Origin of the sequence: Algoriphagus oliviformis (assembly GCF_017254915.1) — a bacterium.
GTDB lineage: Bacteria > Bacteroidota > Bacteroidia > Cytophagales > Cyclobacteriaceae > Algoriphagus > Algoriphagus oliviformis.
The window spans coordinates 555,522-571,955 of the sequence record NZ_JAFKCT010000002.1; the positions used below are offsets into that span (position 1 = coordinate 555,522).

The window sequence follows — 16,434 nt, forward strand, 5'->3', positions numbered from 1 at the left end:
CTCGGGCTTTACCGCATGATATCGGCCAGATTCACCACTGCTCCTCCCCTGTGCTTGCTTTCGTCGGCCGCCTCCATGAACGCATAGATTTCCAGCGTCTCGGCAGCATCGACGGGGGATTTTTTGGTTTTGAAAAATTCCGCAATCCGCACTGCCAAAGGTTCATAGCCTTCGTATTGCCCAAGGAAGAGGTTTCCCTCCGAGCCAAAAGCTGTCCCTCCATATTCGTGTTTGCCGCTTCGGGTACCGCGAAACGTCCCAATCCGTCCGTCAGCCCAAGTGCCAATGACCAGCTCTGTGTCTGGCGTACTGCTGCGGGTCACAGACTGGCAGCCGGGCCCCATCACGGTAAAGAGAATCTCCACGCCATGTATCCCATACCAAAACAAATCCGGGTGGCTCGGCTCCAAGACCGCCGGGCTGAAGGCATCGCAGCCCAGGACCTTTCCGATTTTGTTCGCATGGCGCACGGCTTGGGCATTGCTCATGTAGCGGAGTGATGAGGCCGAGAAAATGGGAACTCCAGCGGCCTCGGCTTCTTGATAGATCAGCTGTGTGTCGCGAAAGCTCGCCGCTACCGGCTTATCGATGAAAAAGGGCTTGCGCGCTTGGATGACTTTCCGGGCTTGTTCCAATCTGGGATTACCGTCGTTGGTCTCCAGCAGCACCACGTCAACCTTGGTCAGCAGCGATTCGATGGACTCGCAGATCTCGACTCCCAATTCCTTGACCTGCTCGATGTAGCCTGGGATGCGGTCATAGCTGGACTTGATCGTGCGGCTGCCGTGGGGATAAGCCGCCACGACCCGAAAGCCAGCCAATTCCGGCTTTGGACTTTCCGCGTTGAAAAGCTTGGTAAACGCAGGCGAATGCGAAGTGTCCAGGCCGATGATTCCTATCCGGATGGGAGCGACTTTTTCTTCCGCAAAGACCGAAAAAGGCAGGGCGCCGACCAATCCAGCTGCCGCCCCGATCGTGGATGTTTTCTTTAGAAATGACCGACGGGAAGATTTCATATATTTCTGATATTAAATTAGATATGACTTGTTAAGTGATTATTTCGTATAATTATCCGCAATCTTGCCAGTAAGCGAATTCGCTTCTTCAATCGGGCCTGCCTGCTCAGGCAGGTCGGAAGACCGATGACCGAAGACCGAAGTAGGGCAAAGCCCCAATTTTAGCGTTCTTTCGGATTGTCAAGGCTGCATACTGGCATAAAAGCGGACAATCATATTATTTTATTAAAAAGGATCTATGGTTCTCATTCCACTTTTTCTTGTTTTTACATTCTAGCTTCTTTCGATCTCAAGTCCTCAAACGAGCACTCGCTTTAAGCTCCAAATACTTGATACCAGATACTAGCCTCTTGATACTTAGATGCCTTCTTGTTTCTCGATTCTTGCTTCTTAATATCAGACTTTTGGCTCCCAGCCCTTTTCATACTCCCGTCCCCAGAGCTTCATAGCAGCTTTGTCCTTCAGGACTCTGCCCGTATCGCCGTCGATCTCCAATGCCCTTCCTGTGCGATAGGAAATATTCCCGAGATGACAGAGCAGCACGCTTTTTTGGATTTCCGGATAGGGAGAAATCAGCGATTCCCCTTTGTCGATCGCGTTGATGAAGTTGGTAAAATGGGCAATATCCATGTCAAATCCCGCCCCGGCCTGGTTTACCACCGTGTTGCTGGTCGGTTCAGCGGATTTGAGGAGCTGGTTTTTGTTGTCAAAGATTTTGTAGGAGTTGTTGAGCAGCTCGAGGGTTCCGTTTTCCCCGTGAAAGGAAACACCCGATCCCATGGCGTTGATGTCCCGGGCGTTGCAGCTTCTGCCTTCCCAGAGGATGCTCTTGCCATCGGCAAAGTCGAAGGAGGCAATCTGCGTGTCGGGAGTCTCCCAATCGTCCTGGTACTGGTATCTCCCGCCGCTGGAGTAGGCGCGAACGGGATAGTTTTCCTGTAGCCCCCATCGGGCTAGATCCAGGAAATGCACGCCGTTGTTGACGATCTCGCCGGTTCCCCAATGCCACTTCCAGTGCCAATTGTAATGGATCAAGTTGTCCACGAAGTCCTGTCTCGGCGCAGGCCCCTGCCAAAGCTCGTAGTCCAACCACTCCGGCACGCTGGCTAGGTTGCCCTTCCCTATGCTCGCCCGGGTGTTGGTGTACCAGGCCCTCGCGTAGTACACGCGGCCAATCGTGCCGCCGTGGAGCTCCTGCATCGCTTCCTGCACTCTAGGCCACGAGCGGCGCTGGTTGCCCATCTGGACGATTTTTCCATAGCGCCGGGTGGCTTCCACGAGCAGCTCGGACTCTGCGGCGTTGTGCGAACCGGGTTTTTCCAAGTACACATGTTTTCCCGCCTGCATCGCCAGAATCGCAGCCGGAGTGTGCCAAAAGTCCGGCATGGCAATAGACACGGCATCCAGCGTTTTGTCCTCCAAAGCCTTCCTGAAATCCACCAACCCGACCGGCAAGGTCTGCGCGCCGGAGGACTTAGCCAGCTCTATCCCCTTTTCCCTCGCCCGGGAGTCCACGTCGCAGATATAAGCAATCTCCACGTTCGGGATTTTGGCGAAAGCCTGGACGTGCTGGGCACCCCGGCTGTTCACTCCGATCACGGCCACTCGATATTTGTCCTTTAGTGGATATTGGGAGAGGATATTGAAGGAAAAGGCGGAAGACATCGCGCCGAGGCCTAGGGCACCGGTGGTGGCGGATTTGAGGAAAGTACGGCGGTTAAGGTTATTTTTCATGGCAAAAGGATTTTTGACTTGGGGTTAAGAGGAAAATACTTCCTTTCCGTTTTTGATGGTTTTCAGGACTTTTAGGCTTTGGTTCGGGCCCTTTTGGATGAGGATCAGGTCGGCTTTCGCTCCCACTTTGATCGGGTCAAACATGGGATCAAAAAGCCGATGCGGCCTGGTGGAAGCCATTTTCCAAGCTTCCGACAGGGTGGCCAGCTCTTTTTCCAAAAGGAATTCTATCCCTTGAAGCAGGTTCATGGCCGACCCTGCTAGCATCTGTGGATTGGAGCGGAGGTGCAGCTTGCCCTCGGGACTCAAAGTGATCTGGCCTCCAATGTGCAGCTCGTAGTCCCCCGCAGGCATTCCCGCCAGAGAAGTCGAATCGCTCACGAGCAGGAGCTGCTCCCCCTTGGCTCTTTTGAAAACGCGGATCACTTCCGGCGGCAGGTGAAACCCGTCGGCGATGATGCTGGCGGCAAGGCGATCTTCAGCCAGCTGGGACCAAAGGTAGTTGGGGTGGCGGGCGATCTGCCCATGCATGCCATTCCCCAGATGGGTGGAAAGTCTCGCCCCAGCCGCCACCGCGGCGATGACCTGCGCCGGGCTTGCCTTAGTATGGCCTATGGACACCAAAATGCCCTTTTCCACGCATTTCTCTATGAACGAAGGCGAATTGTCCCACTCCGGCGACAGCGTCACCATCCTAACCAAGCCCTGGCTTTCTACCATCCAGCGCTCAAACAAGTCCCAATCCGGAGCTTGCACGAACTCTCGGGGATGCGCTCCCCTTGGCCCGTCTTCGGGGGAGATAAAGGGCCCTTCGATGTGGATTCCGGCGATACAGTCACGGGCGACTTTGTCCTCCCTGCACAGCGTCACGATCTGGCGGATAAGGCGGGAGATCTGCTCTGGGCTATTGGTGATGATCGTGGGAAAGTGGCTGGTCACCCCGACTTGCAGCAGTTTGCGGGAAATTTGACCTAGGGACAAAACCTCGTCATAGACCGCATTGTAGTCCCATCCCCCGTAGCCATTGACCTGAATATCCATCAGTCCAGGGCCCAGGAACTGGTCATCCGGAAGCGGCTCCGCTATCTTTTCCACCCGGGAAATAAGTCCCCCTCCGATCCTCAGCTTCAAGGGACTACCGTCCAAAAAGGATTTGCCACTAAGCACTATGCGATCTTCCATTTCCTGATTTTGTGCCCATGGAGCGCGTAATAGACGAGATACAGATAGCAGGGAAACAAGACCCAATAGGCCATTTTGACGGAGTATAGATCCGCAAAATACCCGTACACCATCGGCATGATTGCGTTGCCGCAGAGTCCCATAATCATGATGGAAGCGCCGAGTTTGGTAAACCTTCCCAGGCCATCTAGCGCCAAAGGCCAGATCCCTGCCCAGACGAGCGAATTGGCCAATCCCAGGAGCACCACGAAAAGGATGGAAATGTCGACGGTCATTCCCAAAAAGCGGATTGGCCCGCTGCTAAAGACAATCAGCAGCGTCAACGCAGTACCCAGCAGGGTGCAGATCCGCAGGACATTTACTTGGGAGATGACCTTGGGGATCAAAGAAATCCCCACCAAATAGCCCAAAATGGTGAAAGCCAGCGTAAATGAGGGAAATACTTTAGCGTCCAAAAGACTGATGCCAAAGGAATTGGCATAGGGAATCACCGTGTCTATGGCGATGACCTGGGTGCCAACATGCAGGAAGATGGCGATTGCCCCCAACACCAGATGGGGAAACTGGAAAATAGAACTCTTGCCGGAGTTTGCCTCCGCCACCTCGGCGGATTCATGCTCCGTGTCGATCTCGGGAAGTGGGGAAAATCGGACGAAGATCCCCAGTGCCAAAAGCACCGTGCCCACGACAGCGTATGGCGTGATCACCCGCTGGATCAACTCGGTCAAGGCAGCGTCCCTCGCCTCTGGACTCATCTGGTCCAGCTGCTGGAAAAGCTCGCTGTCCCCGACTCTCAGCACCACTGCCGCGAAAAGAATGGGAGCCAAAATCCCCGCGCCCTTGTTGAATATCCCCATGATGCTGATGCGCTGGGCTGCGCTTTCCTTGGGGCCAAGGATCGTGACGTAGGGATTTGCCGCCGTCTGGAGCACCGCCAAACCAGATCCCAAGGTAAACAGGCCCAGCAAAAACAACTCGTAGGTCCGTGTCATCGCCGCTGGTACGAAGATATAGGCACCCAGCGCCATGGCGAAAAACCCGTACATCATGCCCTTTTTGAAACCCACCGCCCGGAGCAGGTAAGAGGCCGGCACGGACATCACCAGATAGGAAATGTAGAAGGCAAAGGCGACGAGGTAGGAGTCTAAATTGCTGAGAGTAAAGGCAATCTTGAAGTAGGGAATCAGGATGGCGTTGACCCAGGAGACAAAGCCGAAGATGAAAAACAGCATTCCGATGATTCCAATCGATATCCAGGTCTCTTTTGGGCTGAGGGACTCTACTTTGACTGCCGTTTGGCTGGAGGACATAAAGTGTAGCTTGGTGGATGGTTCAATTCCAGAATCTTTGCCCGAAATCCCTATAAATACCAAATTTTAAACCTAGCAAACAAGCCTTTTCCCATCAAATGCCCACAAGCAGGGATGAAGAATCGCGGTCCAGAAAAATCCAGCAATCCGGATGACTTTGGAGAACTGAGGCGGGATGCCTGTTGCTGATTTCCCCTTGCAGACAGTCCTTGACCGCTTGAGCCTTTCTCTGGTCCGGCACGGAGCAAATGAGCTGTTTAGACTTCAGGATCTGGTGGATGGACATGGAAATGGCCTTCTGCGGAACCGACTCCAAGTCCGGAAACCAGCCCTCTCCCATTTGCTGGGCGCGGCAGGCCTCATCCAGCGTCACGACGATATAGGGCTTTTCCACGCTGAAATCAGCCGGGGGATCGTTGAAGGCCAAGTGCCCGTTTTCCCCGATTCCCACGAAAGCCACGTCAATGGGATGATCCGAAATCAGAGCGGAAAGGCGTTCACATTCCTTGTCTGGGGCACTTTCCCCGTCGATGAGGTGATAGGCTTTCAACTGGACCTTGTCAAAAAAACGCCCCTTTAGATACCTGCGAAAGCTGGCCGGGTGGCTGATCGGCAGTCCGATGTACTCATCGAGATGGAATACGGTCACCTTTTCCCAATCGATGTCCTCCTCCGCCAGCAGCTGCTTGAGCGTCTCAAACTGGCTGGTGCCCGTCGCGAGGATGATGTTTGCAAATCCCTGAGCCCGGATGGCTTGGCGGATGAGTTCTGCGCCGGCCTTTCCGGCAGTTTGCCCGAGCGATTCTGGCGAGGGAGAAATGTGGATTTTCATGTTTGGGGCTAGTTCTCTAAAAGGGCTTCTATTCTAAAACCGTAGTCGCTTTGCAGGTCTTCGTGGAGGCTGGAGATGGCAGTTTGGGCTTTTTTGACCTGCAGGGCAAAAAGGTTGTCGATGACCGGATGTCTGAACTTGAGGTAGCCGTACTCCTTCATCTGTTCGCAAAAATAGAGGATGACCTCCGCCTGATCCGCCTTGTTTTTGCTCAGCTTGAGGAGCTTGTTCAGCTTCCTGCGGATGGCCTGGGCGGACTTTTTGGCAAGGTGGTAGTTTCGGGTATTCGCGGTTTGGAAAGCTTCCTCCAGCTCTTCCCTCACCGCATCCACGTAGAGTCCGGGTTGCTCTGCCTCGTGCAGTTTGAAATAGAGGAAAGCTTTGTTGTCGCGGCTGAACTTGGCCAGGTCCGAAAGCAGCGCCACAAGCTCCTTTTCGCTGCGGTAGCCCAGCTCTCTTTTCAACTCTGCCAAAGAAGGAATGTCCATGTAATTGATGGCCTGATCTGTAAAAACTGTTAAATCCGGGAAGCTGCCAAAAGGCTTCGTCGCAAATTAGCGCCTGTTCGTCGCAAACCGGATTTTCAAATTAGCTCAAAAATCCATTCCGCCGTTGATTTGTCCAAAGATTTAACCCAACCAACAGACGCCATGGAAAAACGAGAATTTCTGAAACGCCTTAGCCTGAGTACCTTCGCCTTTCCCATGCTCATGTCCTGCGCCGAGCGGGCAGAAGCCATCATCGAGGGCAGTGACGAAGGCTCCACCAACTCCGCGGACACCGCATCCGACTGCACCCTGACCAACTCGGAGACGGCAGGCCCCTACCCGACCCATTCTCCCGGCAGCCTGGTGCGGGAAGATATCCGAGCCGACCGTACCGGCGTCCTGCTGGACGTCGAGCTGACCGTGTTGAACGCCAGCCAATCCTGCCTGCCCCTGGTCGGTGCGCTGGTGGACATCTGGCATTGCGACAAGGACGGCAACTACTCCGAGTACAGCGGTTTTTCCAATGTCTCCTTTCTGAGAGGGAGACAAGTGACGGACGAAAACGGCAAAGTGGCCTTCACCACGATCTTCCCAGGCTGGTACAATGGCCGCGCGACCCACATCCACCTCCATGTATTCAACTCCGCCGGAAAATCCCTGCTCGTGTCCCAGATCGCCTTTCCCGAAGGCTCCAGCAGCGCTGTGGTCCAAGTCAACGCCAGCACCGCAAATGGCTACACCAAGGGAATGAACGGCTACACCTACAACGCCCAAGACGGCATCTTCCGCGACGGGGTGAGCAATGAGCTCGCCAACATCTCCGGAACCCTGAGTGCCGGATATCAGCTCACCCACTCCATCGTCGTCTCTGCCTGATGCATAGCCCAAACCAACAATCGGAACGGAGGATACTGCTGTCGGCCCAGGCCGAAATGCGCCAAGAGCGGGGCTTCACCATGCGCCAGAGAGAGCTGGACCTCGTGCCTGGACTGACGGTGAAGATCTCTGAAGTCACACTGCTGCCAAAGACGGAATTTGACGTGATCGCGTCGGAATCTTCGCTGCAATGCCTGCTGCCCATGGTGGGTGAGATCAGGCTCGAGTCCGGCATGCGGGTGGAATTGGGAGAGCTTTGGTCCCAATTCAAACCCAAAAATGGCAGGCTTTCGGTTTCCAATCCCTTTTCCAAGGAGTCGGTCCATTTCCTCCGAATAGAGATCCCCAGCCTGAGCTATTTCCCGGAGACCTTCTCCCCTTTTCGTTTCGAAAACATCAAAGATCGGATCTCGCCGATTTTCACCCACAGGGACGGCGGAGAGTACTTCCGCATCAGCGTCGGGAATTTGGGAGGGAGAAAGGATGTGGAGTTTCCCTCTCAGGCCAGCTCGGTGGCACTGGTCCTGTCTGGCGCCATGGAATACCAAAACTGCCTGCTGGAGCAGGGCGACTGTCTGGCGCTGAATGGAGCCTGCACCCTGGAAATGGAGGCGCTGAGCGAGGAGACCTTGGTTTTGATCCTCGAATTTGCCGCCAAAGAGGAAAAATCCGAGGATCCTTTGCGTAATTAGGATGATGAAACCAAGGACCAGCTGGCCACTGCACCTGATCGCCGGAATCTGCTTTCTGCTGGTTCCGGTGATCTTGGCGCCGCAGCCGCCGGGAGTGTCCCGCTTTCAGCTGGATGTGGTCACAGTGCGGGAGCTGTTCAGCAATGGGCTGATGTTGGGCTTTTTCTACCTCAACTATTTCATCCTCATCCCCCGTTTTTTTCTCAAGGGAAAGTATTTGGGCTACTTTCTGATCGTGCTCGTGTCTTTTACCCTGATCCTCGGGATTCCCGAACTCTTGGTAGTGGCCAAGCCCGCAGCGCAGCATCCGCCACAGTTTCCCAAAATGCACCGTCCGCGTTTGGTCCCACATCCCAAGGCCCTGGATCGGCTTTTTATCTGGGATGAACTGGCCGCTTACACCTATCAGTTGCTGCTCTTCTCGGTGATGGTGCTCTTTTCGATCTTTCTGAGGTTGAGGGAGGCGCTGTTTGACTCCGAGCAGGCGAAGTCCAAAGCCGAAATCGGAAACCTGAAAAACCAGATCAATCCGCACTTCCTCTTCAATACACTCAACTCGATCTATGCCCTCAGCATACGGGAGAAGGCCGACAAAACCGGCCAGAGCCTGATGAAGCTCTCCGAGATGATGCGCCACGTGGTCTCCGAGGCCCAGCACGACACCGTCCCCCTACAGCGGGAAGTCGCGTATATCGAAAACTACCTGAACCTGCAGCGCCTTCGCCTGCCGGAGGATTTTCCGCTGACCTATCACAAGAAAGGCCGTTTTGAGGAAAAGAAAATAGCTCCCCTGCTGTTGATCCCCTTTGTGGAAAATGCCTTCAAGCATGGCGTGAGCACGGAGGAGCCCGGGGAAATCCGGATCGAGATCGCGCTGGAGCAGGACACCTTTTCCATGCAGGTCGTCAACCGGCTAGTCTCCCACCAGCTCGCCAGCCATGAAGAAAGCGGTTTGGGGCTGGAAAACACCAAATCCAGGCTGGAATTGATCTACGGAGGAGACTACCGGCTTGAGATAGGCGAGGCAAATGGCTATTTTCGGGTACACCTGCAAATCAAGCTTGGATGATCAGAGCCATTGCCCTAGACGATGAACCCCTGCCCCTGGAGATCCTGAGGGCATTTTGCGAACGAATTCCAGAAGAGATTTCCCTGCTGGCCACCTTCTCCAAGGTGACCGAGGCCAAGCAGTTTCTCGAAACTGAAGACGTGGACCTGATTTTTTTGGATATACAGATGCCCTTCCTTTCCGGCTTGGACTTTTACCGGCTTTTTGGCGCGGACAAGCTTTTGATCTTGACCACGGCCTACTCGGATTTTGCCCTGGAGAGCTTCGATCTCGGCGCTGTGGACTATCTCCTGAAGCCCTTTGATTTTGAGCGCTTTCATCAGGCCGTGAAAAAGGCCCTGCGCTACCAATCCACAGCATCCAAAAGCGCCGCCAAGGACGTGATTTGGGTAAAGTCGGACTCTCGGCAGGTCCGCGTGGAGCTGCATCAGATCCTCTACATCGAGGCCATGGCCGACTACCTGCGGATTTTTTTGGAAAACGGCAAACCCTTGGTCACACGCATGACCCTGAAAAAGATGGTGGAGGAGCTGGACGAAAACTTCGTCCGCATCCACAAATCCTACATCGTAAGAAAGGATAAAATCACCGCGAAAAGCCCCAAGGAAGTGCAAGTCGGCTCGGTCACCCTTCCGGTAGGCTCGGCTTTGGGCTCGACCGCCGAGCTGGACTGAGGAAGTTCCTTCGGTCTCCCCACCCATCGCTTGCGAAAATTCTCCCACCAATCGTCTCAATTGATTGAAACCGTTCTGCTTTTTTCCTAGGTTTAGTGCAAATACATAAACCCAAATCTGTATATACGCTTTTCTGCCAGTAAACGAATTTTCATTAACAATCGGGCCTGTCTGCTCAGGCAGGTTGGAAGACCCCGACTCGTCGGGCAGGCGATGACCGAAGACCGAAGTAGGGCAAAGCCCCAATTTTAGCGTTCTTTCGGATTGTCACGACTGCCTACTGGCATAAGAGCGGATAATTACAAATACATAAACCCAAATGGAAGCTTACGGTCAGATCCTCCTCATCGCGATGCCGGCGTTCTTTGTCCTGGTACTTTTCGAAAAGTTCTGGGGCATGTGGAAGGGCTTTGACACCGTCCCGATGAACGACATGATTTCCAGTCTGAGTTCGGGGATCACCAATGTCACCAAAGACGTCCTGGGCCTGAGCATCGTGGTGATTTCCTACAGCTGGCTGCATTCCAAGTTTGGCTTTTTCGAGATCAAAGCGACCTGGCTGGTCTACCTGATCGCCTTTTTCGCGCTGGACTTTGCAGGGTACTGGACCCACCGCATCGCCCATGAGTACAACATCTTTTGGAACAACCACATCATCCACCACAGCTCAGAGGAGTTTAACCTGGCCTGTGCGCTCAGGCAGAGCATCTCCCAGATCCTGAAGATCTTTGCGGTCTTCCTCATCCCCGCGGCGATCTTGGGCGTGCCTGCCGAGGTCATCGCCATCGTGGCTCCCCTGCACCTTTTTGCGCAGTTTTGGTACCACACGAGGCATATCGGCAAGATGGGCTTTTTGGAAAAGATCATCGTCACCCCTTCCCATCACCGCGTCCACCACGCCATCAACCCCGAGTACCTGGACAAAAACTACGGACAGATCTTTATCTTTTGGGACCGCTGGTTTGGCACCTTCCAAGCAGAACGCGAGGACATTCCCCCTGTGTACGGCGTGACCCGCCCCGTGCAGACTTGGAACCCGATCAAGATCAACTTCATGCACCTCTGGCTGCTGATCCAGGATGCCTGGAGGGCAAAAAATTGGGGAGACAAGCTGAAAATCTGGTTTATGCCCCTCGGCTGGAGGCCGGCAGACGTGGCCGCAAAGCATCCCGTGTACAAGATCCAGGACGTTTACCATTTTGAAAAATACAATCCCGTCCTGGGCAAGCCCCTGTTGGTCTGGAGTTTTTGCCAGCTGATTGCCTTGCTTTCGCTGCTGAGCTACCTGTTTGCCAACCTTGCCGCCATTGGCGCACCGGGGATTTTCTACTATGGAGGCTTTGTGTTCCTGACGGTTTACGCCTTTACCGAGCTCATGGACCGCAATCCGAAGGCTTGGGTTTGGGAGCTTCTAAAGGCCGCTTATGCCTTCTATTTTATCATTTCCACGGGAGATTGGTTTGATTTGAGTAAGGTGTTTCCGGGTGGCCTCTCTATTTTCGTTGGTTACCTCCTGGTATCGTTTGTCCTTTCCCTTTGGTTTTCTTTCAGAAAAGAAAGCCTCGAACTCGCCTCTTGACCCATTTTCCCGCAGATGAAAGAACTTCAGCTGATCATCCAAGCCTACGAATTCGCAAAGTCCGAAAGCCAGCAGGTCGCCCTCGCTACCGTGGTGAAGGTGGACGGCTCCGCCTATCGCCGACCCGGAGCTCGGATGCTGGTGACTCAGGACGGACAGCTCACCGGGGCGATCAGTGGCGGCTGCCTGGAAGGTGATGCGCTGCGCAAAGCCCAGGCGGTGATCTTCCAGCAAAAATCCATGCTGGTGACCTACGACACGACCGACGAAGACGACCAGAAGTTTGGCGTGGGGCTCGGCTGCAACGGCATCATCCACGTCCTGATCGAGCCCATCGATTTCGAAGACGCGGAAAACCCCGTGGAGCTGATCCGCTCCGCACTCTCCGATCGCCAGACTGCGCTGCTGCTCACACTGTTCTCGGTGAAGCATTCCAAATCGGAACAGATAGGCACCGTACTGCTCCAAAAAGGCGAGTCTAGGCGGGGAAACTGGCAAAAGCGCATCACCGACGCGAGACTGAGCGAACTCCTCGATTCCGAGATCCAGGGCTTTGGCGCCAACAGCGACATCAGAAACTACCCCGAGCATCAGGAGGTCTCCGTGTTTTTCGAGCTGCTGAAGCCCGCTCCCCGCATCCTCCTCTTTGGTGCCGGCAACGACACCCAGCCTTTGGCCAAAATGGCCGAGATCCTGGGCTTTGAGCTGGTCTTGATTGACGGGAGGAAAAATCTGGCGACGGATGCACGGTTTCCCTCCGCCAAGCGCATCATCCAGGGTGCCGCGGAGGAAGTGATGGACGAGGTCGAAACCGACCTGCACACGGTCGCCCTGCTGATGACGCATAATTTTGAGTACGAGGCCGTGGTGCTGGAAAGGCTCCAGTCCAGCATGATTCCCTACATCGGGATATTGGGCCCGAAACGGAAAACCGAAAAGCTGATCCAGCGCCTTGCCCTCAAGGGAGTCGAGGTCGCCGAGGAAAACATCTACGCGCCGGTCGGCATAGAGATTGGTGCCGAAAGCTCCGAGGAAATCGCCCTGTCCATACTGGCCGAAATCAAGGCAGTACTCAACCGTAAACAGCCGATTTACCTTCGGGACAAGGACGGGCCGATACACGAGAAAGGCGTATGAAAACAGGTGTAGTCATCTTGGCGGCAGGTTCTTCCTCCAGATTAGGAAGACCTAAGCAATTACTTGAATTCCAGGGCAAAACCTTGCTTCAAAAAGCAATTAACGAGGCGTCCGGAAGCCATGCTGATTCCCTGGTCGTCGTGCTGGGATGGAATCCCGAACTGATCCAGACCGGCTTTGATTCGACCAAGGTGGCATTTACCATCAACCCCAACTGGGAAAGCGGCATGGCTGCCAGCATTCAGGCTGGTTTGCGGTTTTTGGTTGAGAAGGGGGAACCCGATCAAGTCTTGGTCATGCTTTGTGACCAGCCCTTGGTGGATGACGTACTTTTGAACCGATTGATTAGAAAGGGCGTCAGTTCAGGCAAGGGAATCGTAGCGAGCTTCTATGCCGATAGCCTCGGCGTCCCGGCGCTATTTTCCAAAACGTATTTTCCCGAACTGCTCAGCCTCAAAGGCCAAGAAGGGGCGAAAAAGCTTTTTCATCAGCATCAGGAAGACCTGGCGAGGGTCGACTTTCCAAACGGCGTGATCGACCTGGACACGGAGGAAGATCTGCGCAGACTGGAAGGCCTTGGGTGACGAAACCCAGATCAGTGCCTTATAAGCCATTCCAGACTGGGGAAGCTATCGCTTTTTCATCCACCAAAACAAGAGCCCTACTAGAAGGGCCACAGCCAGAGCCCAATGGAGCCAAGGCTTTCCTCCTTGGGAATCCAGCGCCGAGGTATCCCCTATCAGTCCCAGCCCCGCCCAGTAGTAGGGATGCGCCAATTCCTCCGGCGCATTTTCCAGAAAGTCCAACTTCGCCTCCCGAAGAGCCGCTGCCTTCGGCTCTCCCTTGGCGAGCTTGAGGTAAAAGCTTTCCAGGATCTCCGAACTGGTTTTTTCGTCAATTGCCCACATGCTCATCAGCACGGCCGAGCATCCGGCATGCAGGAAGCTGTGGGCCAGGGACACCAGTCCCTCCCCCTCCTGAAACTTGCCGACACCGGTGTTGCAGGCGGACAAAACCGCCAGCTCGGCGTTGAGCTGCAGACCGTAGATCTCGTAGGCGTGGAGTACGCCGTCCTCCATGCTGCTGTCCCGATCTGCTGGCAAGGCGAAAAACAGACGGGACTGCATGGGAAAACTGTGGTCGGCCTCGCCATGGGTGGCCAAATGGAGAATCCCAAAGTCAGGAGCCGACTGGGTAAAAAACGACTCCTGAGCCTCATTTTGCTGGAAAAAAGTGCCGCCAATCAGCTCCGATGCCCGCTCGGCGGTCTTTAGGGAAAAGGGCTGGCGGATCAGCTGGCTCTGGATGGGAAAGGCCACATCTCCATCCAGGTCAGCCAGATAGCCGGTCTTCATCTCCTCGGTGAACCCGGGAGCCATAAATAGGCCCTTGTTTGCGGGGGATCTGTCCCTTTCAAAAAAACGGTTGGAAGTGGAAGCCGAGAGCAGGTAAGACACCTGATGGGTTCTGAGCAGGTAGCTGAGCTCCGAAAAGGCCTTCCCTTGCCCATCCGAGATGAGGGTCTCAAAATTCACCGAAAACAGCTCCCGGTCTGGGACGATGATCAGACTTTTGCCTTCCAGGTATTGATAGACTGGCTGCACCAAGCTTTGGAAGAGTGGAAAAGCAGCTGCCTTAAACTCGGCAAGGTCCAATTTGGGCAGGTTTTGGAGGGAGGAAATCGCATGCTCCAAGGGGGCTCTCGGTCTCCGGAAAACCCGAAAATCGCCGTGGGTGAGCAGGAAGCCGTAGATGCTTTCCCCGGACAGGGAGTACTCAAGCAGGGCCTCGTCCGCGCCCAAAAGCCGGTCTCGGATTTCGGCTAGGCTAAACGGAGTCAAGGCATACCGATCCCTCCATCGGTCTTGGTCAACCCGGGTCACACTGTCCTGAAAATCCCGATAATCTTCCAATGATTGGGTCAAGGCGTTGAGCACAGAATCGTTTGACTCTTTGCTGTTTAGATACTCCGAGTTCAATCGACTGATCCGCTCCCTCCAGCCCCTGTCTCGGGCGAGGATTTTGTCGCCCGAATCGGCCTTTGCATCCACCATCATATTGTTTGCGGCCAGCCTTAGCAGCACTCCTTTTTGGAGTTCCGAGAGGAAAAAAGCCTCCTCCAAATACTCTTGCTCCCCGTAGACATTGGCCAAGTCCCAACAGGCGTCGATGGCTTTCTGGATGATCTGCCGTTGCTTTTTGGCGAGCTCGACCAGGGAAAACTGGGAACGCAGCCCGACAATACTCCGCTCGAAGTTGTAGGTATATCCTTTCGTCAGCTCCAGGATTTGGAGAAGATAGTCCTTTTTGGCCTGCTGGCTGTTTTGGGCTGCGAGAAGCTCGATTTTGGTAAAGATGAAATCCGCAATCTTCGCGTTGGGAGGCAGCTGGAGCAGCCAGTCGGATTGGGCGTAGCCTCCAGCCCCTAGGATTTCGAGAAATGTACTGTCGGAGTAGCTCAAGCCCTTTTCCAAATCACCCTTGCGGAGAAAGCTGTTGCCGAGCTCGTTGAGCTTGCTTGCCACCGCGACCTTGGAGTCGGGGTACAGCTTGCGATAGTTGTCCAGTGACTCCTCATGATATCGGATTGCCTGCTCAAACTGCCCCAAGCCCAACAGGCCTTTGGCGAGGGAAGTCTTGGCCTCACTCACCAGGTAGTGCTCCTCGATGTCAGAGCGCTGAAAGTGGCCGACAGCTTTTTCATACCATTTTACCGCTTCCTGTAGGTTGGACTGGGCAGAATACAGGTCGCCGATTTGGCTTTCCAGGCTGGCCAGGCCCGGAAGGTTTTCTTTTTCCAACACCTGCTGCTTGCTATAAGCCAACTGAAACAGCGAATCGGCCTCCGTCAGTTTCTCCAGCGCCAGCTTGGTACTGGCCAAATGTGCGAGGGACTGGATGATGCCGATCTCCTCTGTTCCGTAGTTTTCGGTATGCAGCTGCAGCGCCTTTTCAAAATAAGGCTCCGCCAGGGAGAACTCATGCAGCTGGTGGTAGAGGTTGCCGATGTTGTTGTATGCGATGGCCAAAAACTGTGGATTGCCGGTATCGGCGTAGTTTAGCTCCGCCACCCGGGCCACCTCTCTCATGTACCGGAGCGCTTCGGTGTATTCAAATCTCGCCTCCTTGATGATGGCCAGTTGGTTGTACACCAAGGCCATCGTGGGATGGTCTGGGGCAAGGTGGAGCTTGGCGATATCAAAGAGGCGGTAGCTGTAGCGCTCCGCGTCCACATAGTTTGCCATGTCGTTGGCTATGAGACCCAGAGACTGGTAGACTCCCATGAGCCGCCGGTCATTCTCTCCATACAGGCCTTTTTGGATGTCCAGCGAGCGGAGCGCGTAGTCGTAGGCCTCCGGTAGCTGCTGTAGATTGAGGTAAAGCCAAGAAATATTGTTGTACAAACCCGATACGATCGGGCTGTCTTTGTCTCCCTCACCTATCCAGGATTCGGCTTTTTGAAAGGTTTTCTTTGCCTCCTCCAAGTAATAGGCATGCACCAGCAGCTGGCCTTTCTTGTTGAGCGCCGACACTTTGGAGAGCTTGCCGGAGGGATACTTTTCCGAAACCAAGATGGCTGAATCCGCCATCTGCAGCGCTTCCTGAATACCCGACAGATTCCACAAAATCGTGGTTCGCTGGACGTAGGAATACACGAGGCTGTCGGCCGATGCCGATGATTTGAACTGGGCGAGGGCTTTGGAATTCAAAAAATAGGCGGAATCGTAGTTGCCCTGGCGAAAGGCCTTCTCCGCCTGGGAATACCAAGCCTGCCCCTGTGCAAGTAGGCTGGTTGAAACAACGAAAAAAAGAACGGAAAAAATCCTTTTCACACCATGCATCAT

14 protein-coding genes are annotated in these 16,434 nt (G+C 54.4%); 7 read left to right on the forward strand and 7 right to left on the reverse strand.

The genetic code is table 11. From position 1 onward, the window contains the following. Positions 1 to 8: 8 nt before the first annotated feature. The 6 genes from J0A68_RS07905 to J0A68_RS07930 form a co-directional block, all read right to left on the reverse strand. Positions 9 to 1,016, reverse strand: coding sequence for a Gfo/Idh/MocA family oxidoreductase (locus J0A68_RS07905; RefSeq protein ID WP_206577635.1), 1,008 nt, complete (start codon positions 1,014 to 1,016; stop codon positions 9 to 11). Between the two features lie 396 nt (positions 1,017 to 1,412). Then, positions 1,413 to 2,750, reverse strand: coding sequence for a Gfo/Idh/MocA family protein (locus J0A68_RS07910; RefSeq protein ID WP_206577636.1), 1,338 nt, complete (start codon positions 2,748 to 2,750; stop codon positions 1,413 to 1,415). 24 nt (positions 2,751 to 2,774) lie between these two features. Then, positions 2,775 to 3,932, reverse strand: coding sequence for an N-acetylglucosamine-6-phosphate deacetylase (locus J0A68_RS07915; RefSeq protein ID WP_206577637.1), 1,158 nt, complete (start codon positions 3,930 to 3,932; stop codon positions 2,775 to 2,777). Continuing rightward, positions 3,917 to 5,242 (reverse strand): sugar MFS transporter, encoded by a 1,326-nt coding sequence (locus tag J0A68_RS07920; RefSeq protein WP_206577638.1) that lies wholly within the window; start codon positions 5,240 to 5,242, stop codon positions 3,917 to 3,919. Before J0A68_RS07920 ends, J0A68_RS07915 begins: the two co-directional genes overlap by 16 nt. Positions 5,243 to 5,336: 94 nt before the next feature. Beyond that, a complete protein-coding gene (locus tag J0A68_RS07925; RefSeq protein ID WP_206577639.1) occupies positions 5,337 to 6,074 on the reverse strand; it encodes a glucosamine-6-phosphate deaminase in 738 nt (245 codons plus the stop codon). 8 nt (positions 6,075 to 6,082) lie between these two features. After that, a complete protein-coding gene (locus tag J0A68_RS07930) occupies positions 6,083 to 6,562 on the reverse strand; it encodes a hypothetical protein (protein WP_206577640.1) in 480 nt (159 codons plus the stop codon). A 162-nt stretch (positions 6,563 to 6,724) separates the two neighbouring features. Here J0A68_RS07930 and J0A68_RS07935 point away from each other — a divergent pair, with 162 nt between their 5' ends. The 7 genes from J0A68_RS07935 to J0A68_RS07965 all read left to right on the forward strand — a co-directional run bounded on the left by J0A68_RS07935 (position 6,725) and on the right by J0A68_RS07965 (position 13,173). After that, entirely contained in the window at positions 6,725 to 7,438 is a 714-nt protein-coding gene (locus J0A68_RS07935; RefSeq protein ID WP_206577641.1) for a dioxygenase family protein, read from the forward strand. Continuing rightward, positions 7,438 to 8,130: a hypothetical protein gene (locus J0A68_RS07940; protein WP_206577642.1), complete on the forward strand. Its 693-nt coding sequence runs from the start codon at positions 7,438 to 7,440 to the stop codon at positions 8,128 to 8,130. Before J0A68_RS07935 ends, J0A68_RS07940 begins: the two co-directional genes overlap by 1 nt. Positions 8,131 to 8,134: 4 nt before the next feature. After that, complete coding sequence (locus J0A68_RS07945; RefSeq protein WP_206577643.1) at positions 8,135 to 9,199, forward strand: sensor histidine kinase; 1,065 nt, start codon at positions 8,135 to 8,137, stop codon at positions 9,197 to 9,199. Next, positions 9,196 to 9,873 carry a LytR/AlgR family response regulator transcription factor gene (locus J0A68_RS07950; protein WP_206577644.1) on the forward strand — a complete coding sequence of 226 codons (678 nt, stop codon included), beginning with the start codon at positions 9,196 to 9,198 and terminating at the stop codon, positions 9,871 to 9,873. The genes J0A68_RS07945 and J0A68_RS07950 overlap by 4 nt, the downstream gene beginning before the upstream one ends. A gap of 319 nt (positions 9,874 to 10,192) precedes the next feature. After that, on the forward strand, positions 10,193 to 11,452 hold the full coding sequence (locus J0A68_RS07955; RefSeq protein WP_206577645.1) for a sterol desaturase family protein: 1,260 nt from the start codon (positions 10,193 to 10,195) through the stop codon (positions 11,450 to 11,452). 15 nt (positions 11,453 to 11,467) lie between these two features. After that, positions 11,468 to 12,589 carry an XdhC family protein gene (locus tag J0A68_RS07960; RefSeq protein WP_206577646.1) on the forward strand — a complete coding sequence of 374 codons (1,122 nt, stop codon included), beginning with the start codon at positions 11,468 to 11,470 and terminating at the stop codon, positions 12,587 to 12,589. Then, positions 12,586 to 13,173, forward strand: a complete 588-nt coding sequence (locus J0A68_RS07965) for a nucleotidyltransferase family protein (RefSeq protein WP_206577647.1) — start codon at positions 12,586 to 12,588, stop codon at positions 13,171 to 13,173. The genes J0A68_RS07960 and J0A68_RS07965 overlap by 4 nt, the downstream gene beginning before the upstream one ends. Positions 13,174 to 13,218: 45 nt before the next feature. Here the strand turns inward: J0A68_RS07965 and J0A68_RS07970 are convergent, their stop codons facing one another. Then, on the reverse strand, positions 13,219 to 16,431 hold the full coding sequence (locus J0A68_RS07970) for a CHAT domain-containing protein (protein ID WP_206577648.1): 3,213 nt from the start codon (positions 16,429 to 16,431) through the stop codon (positions 13,219 to 13,221). Positions 16,432 to 16,434 lie beyond the last annotated feature (3 nt).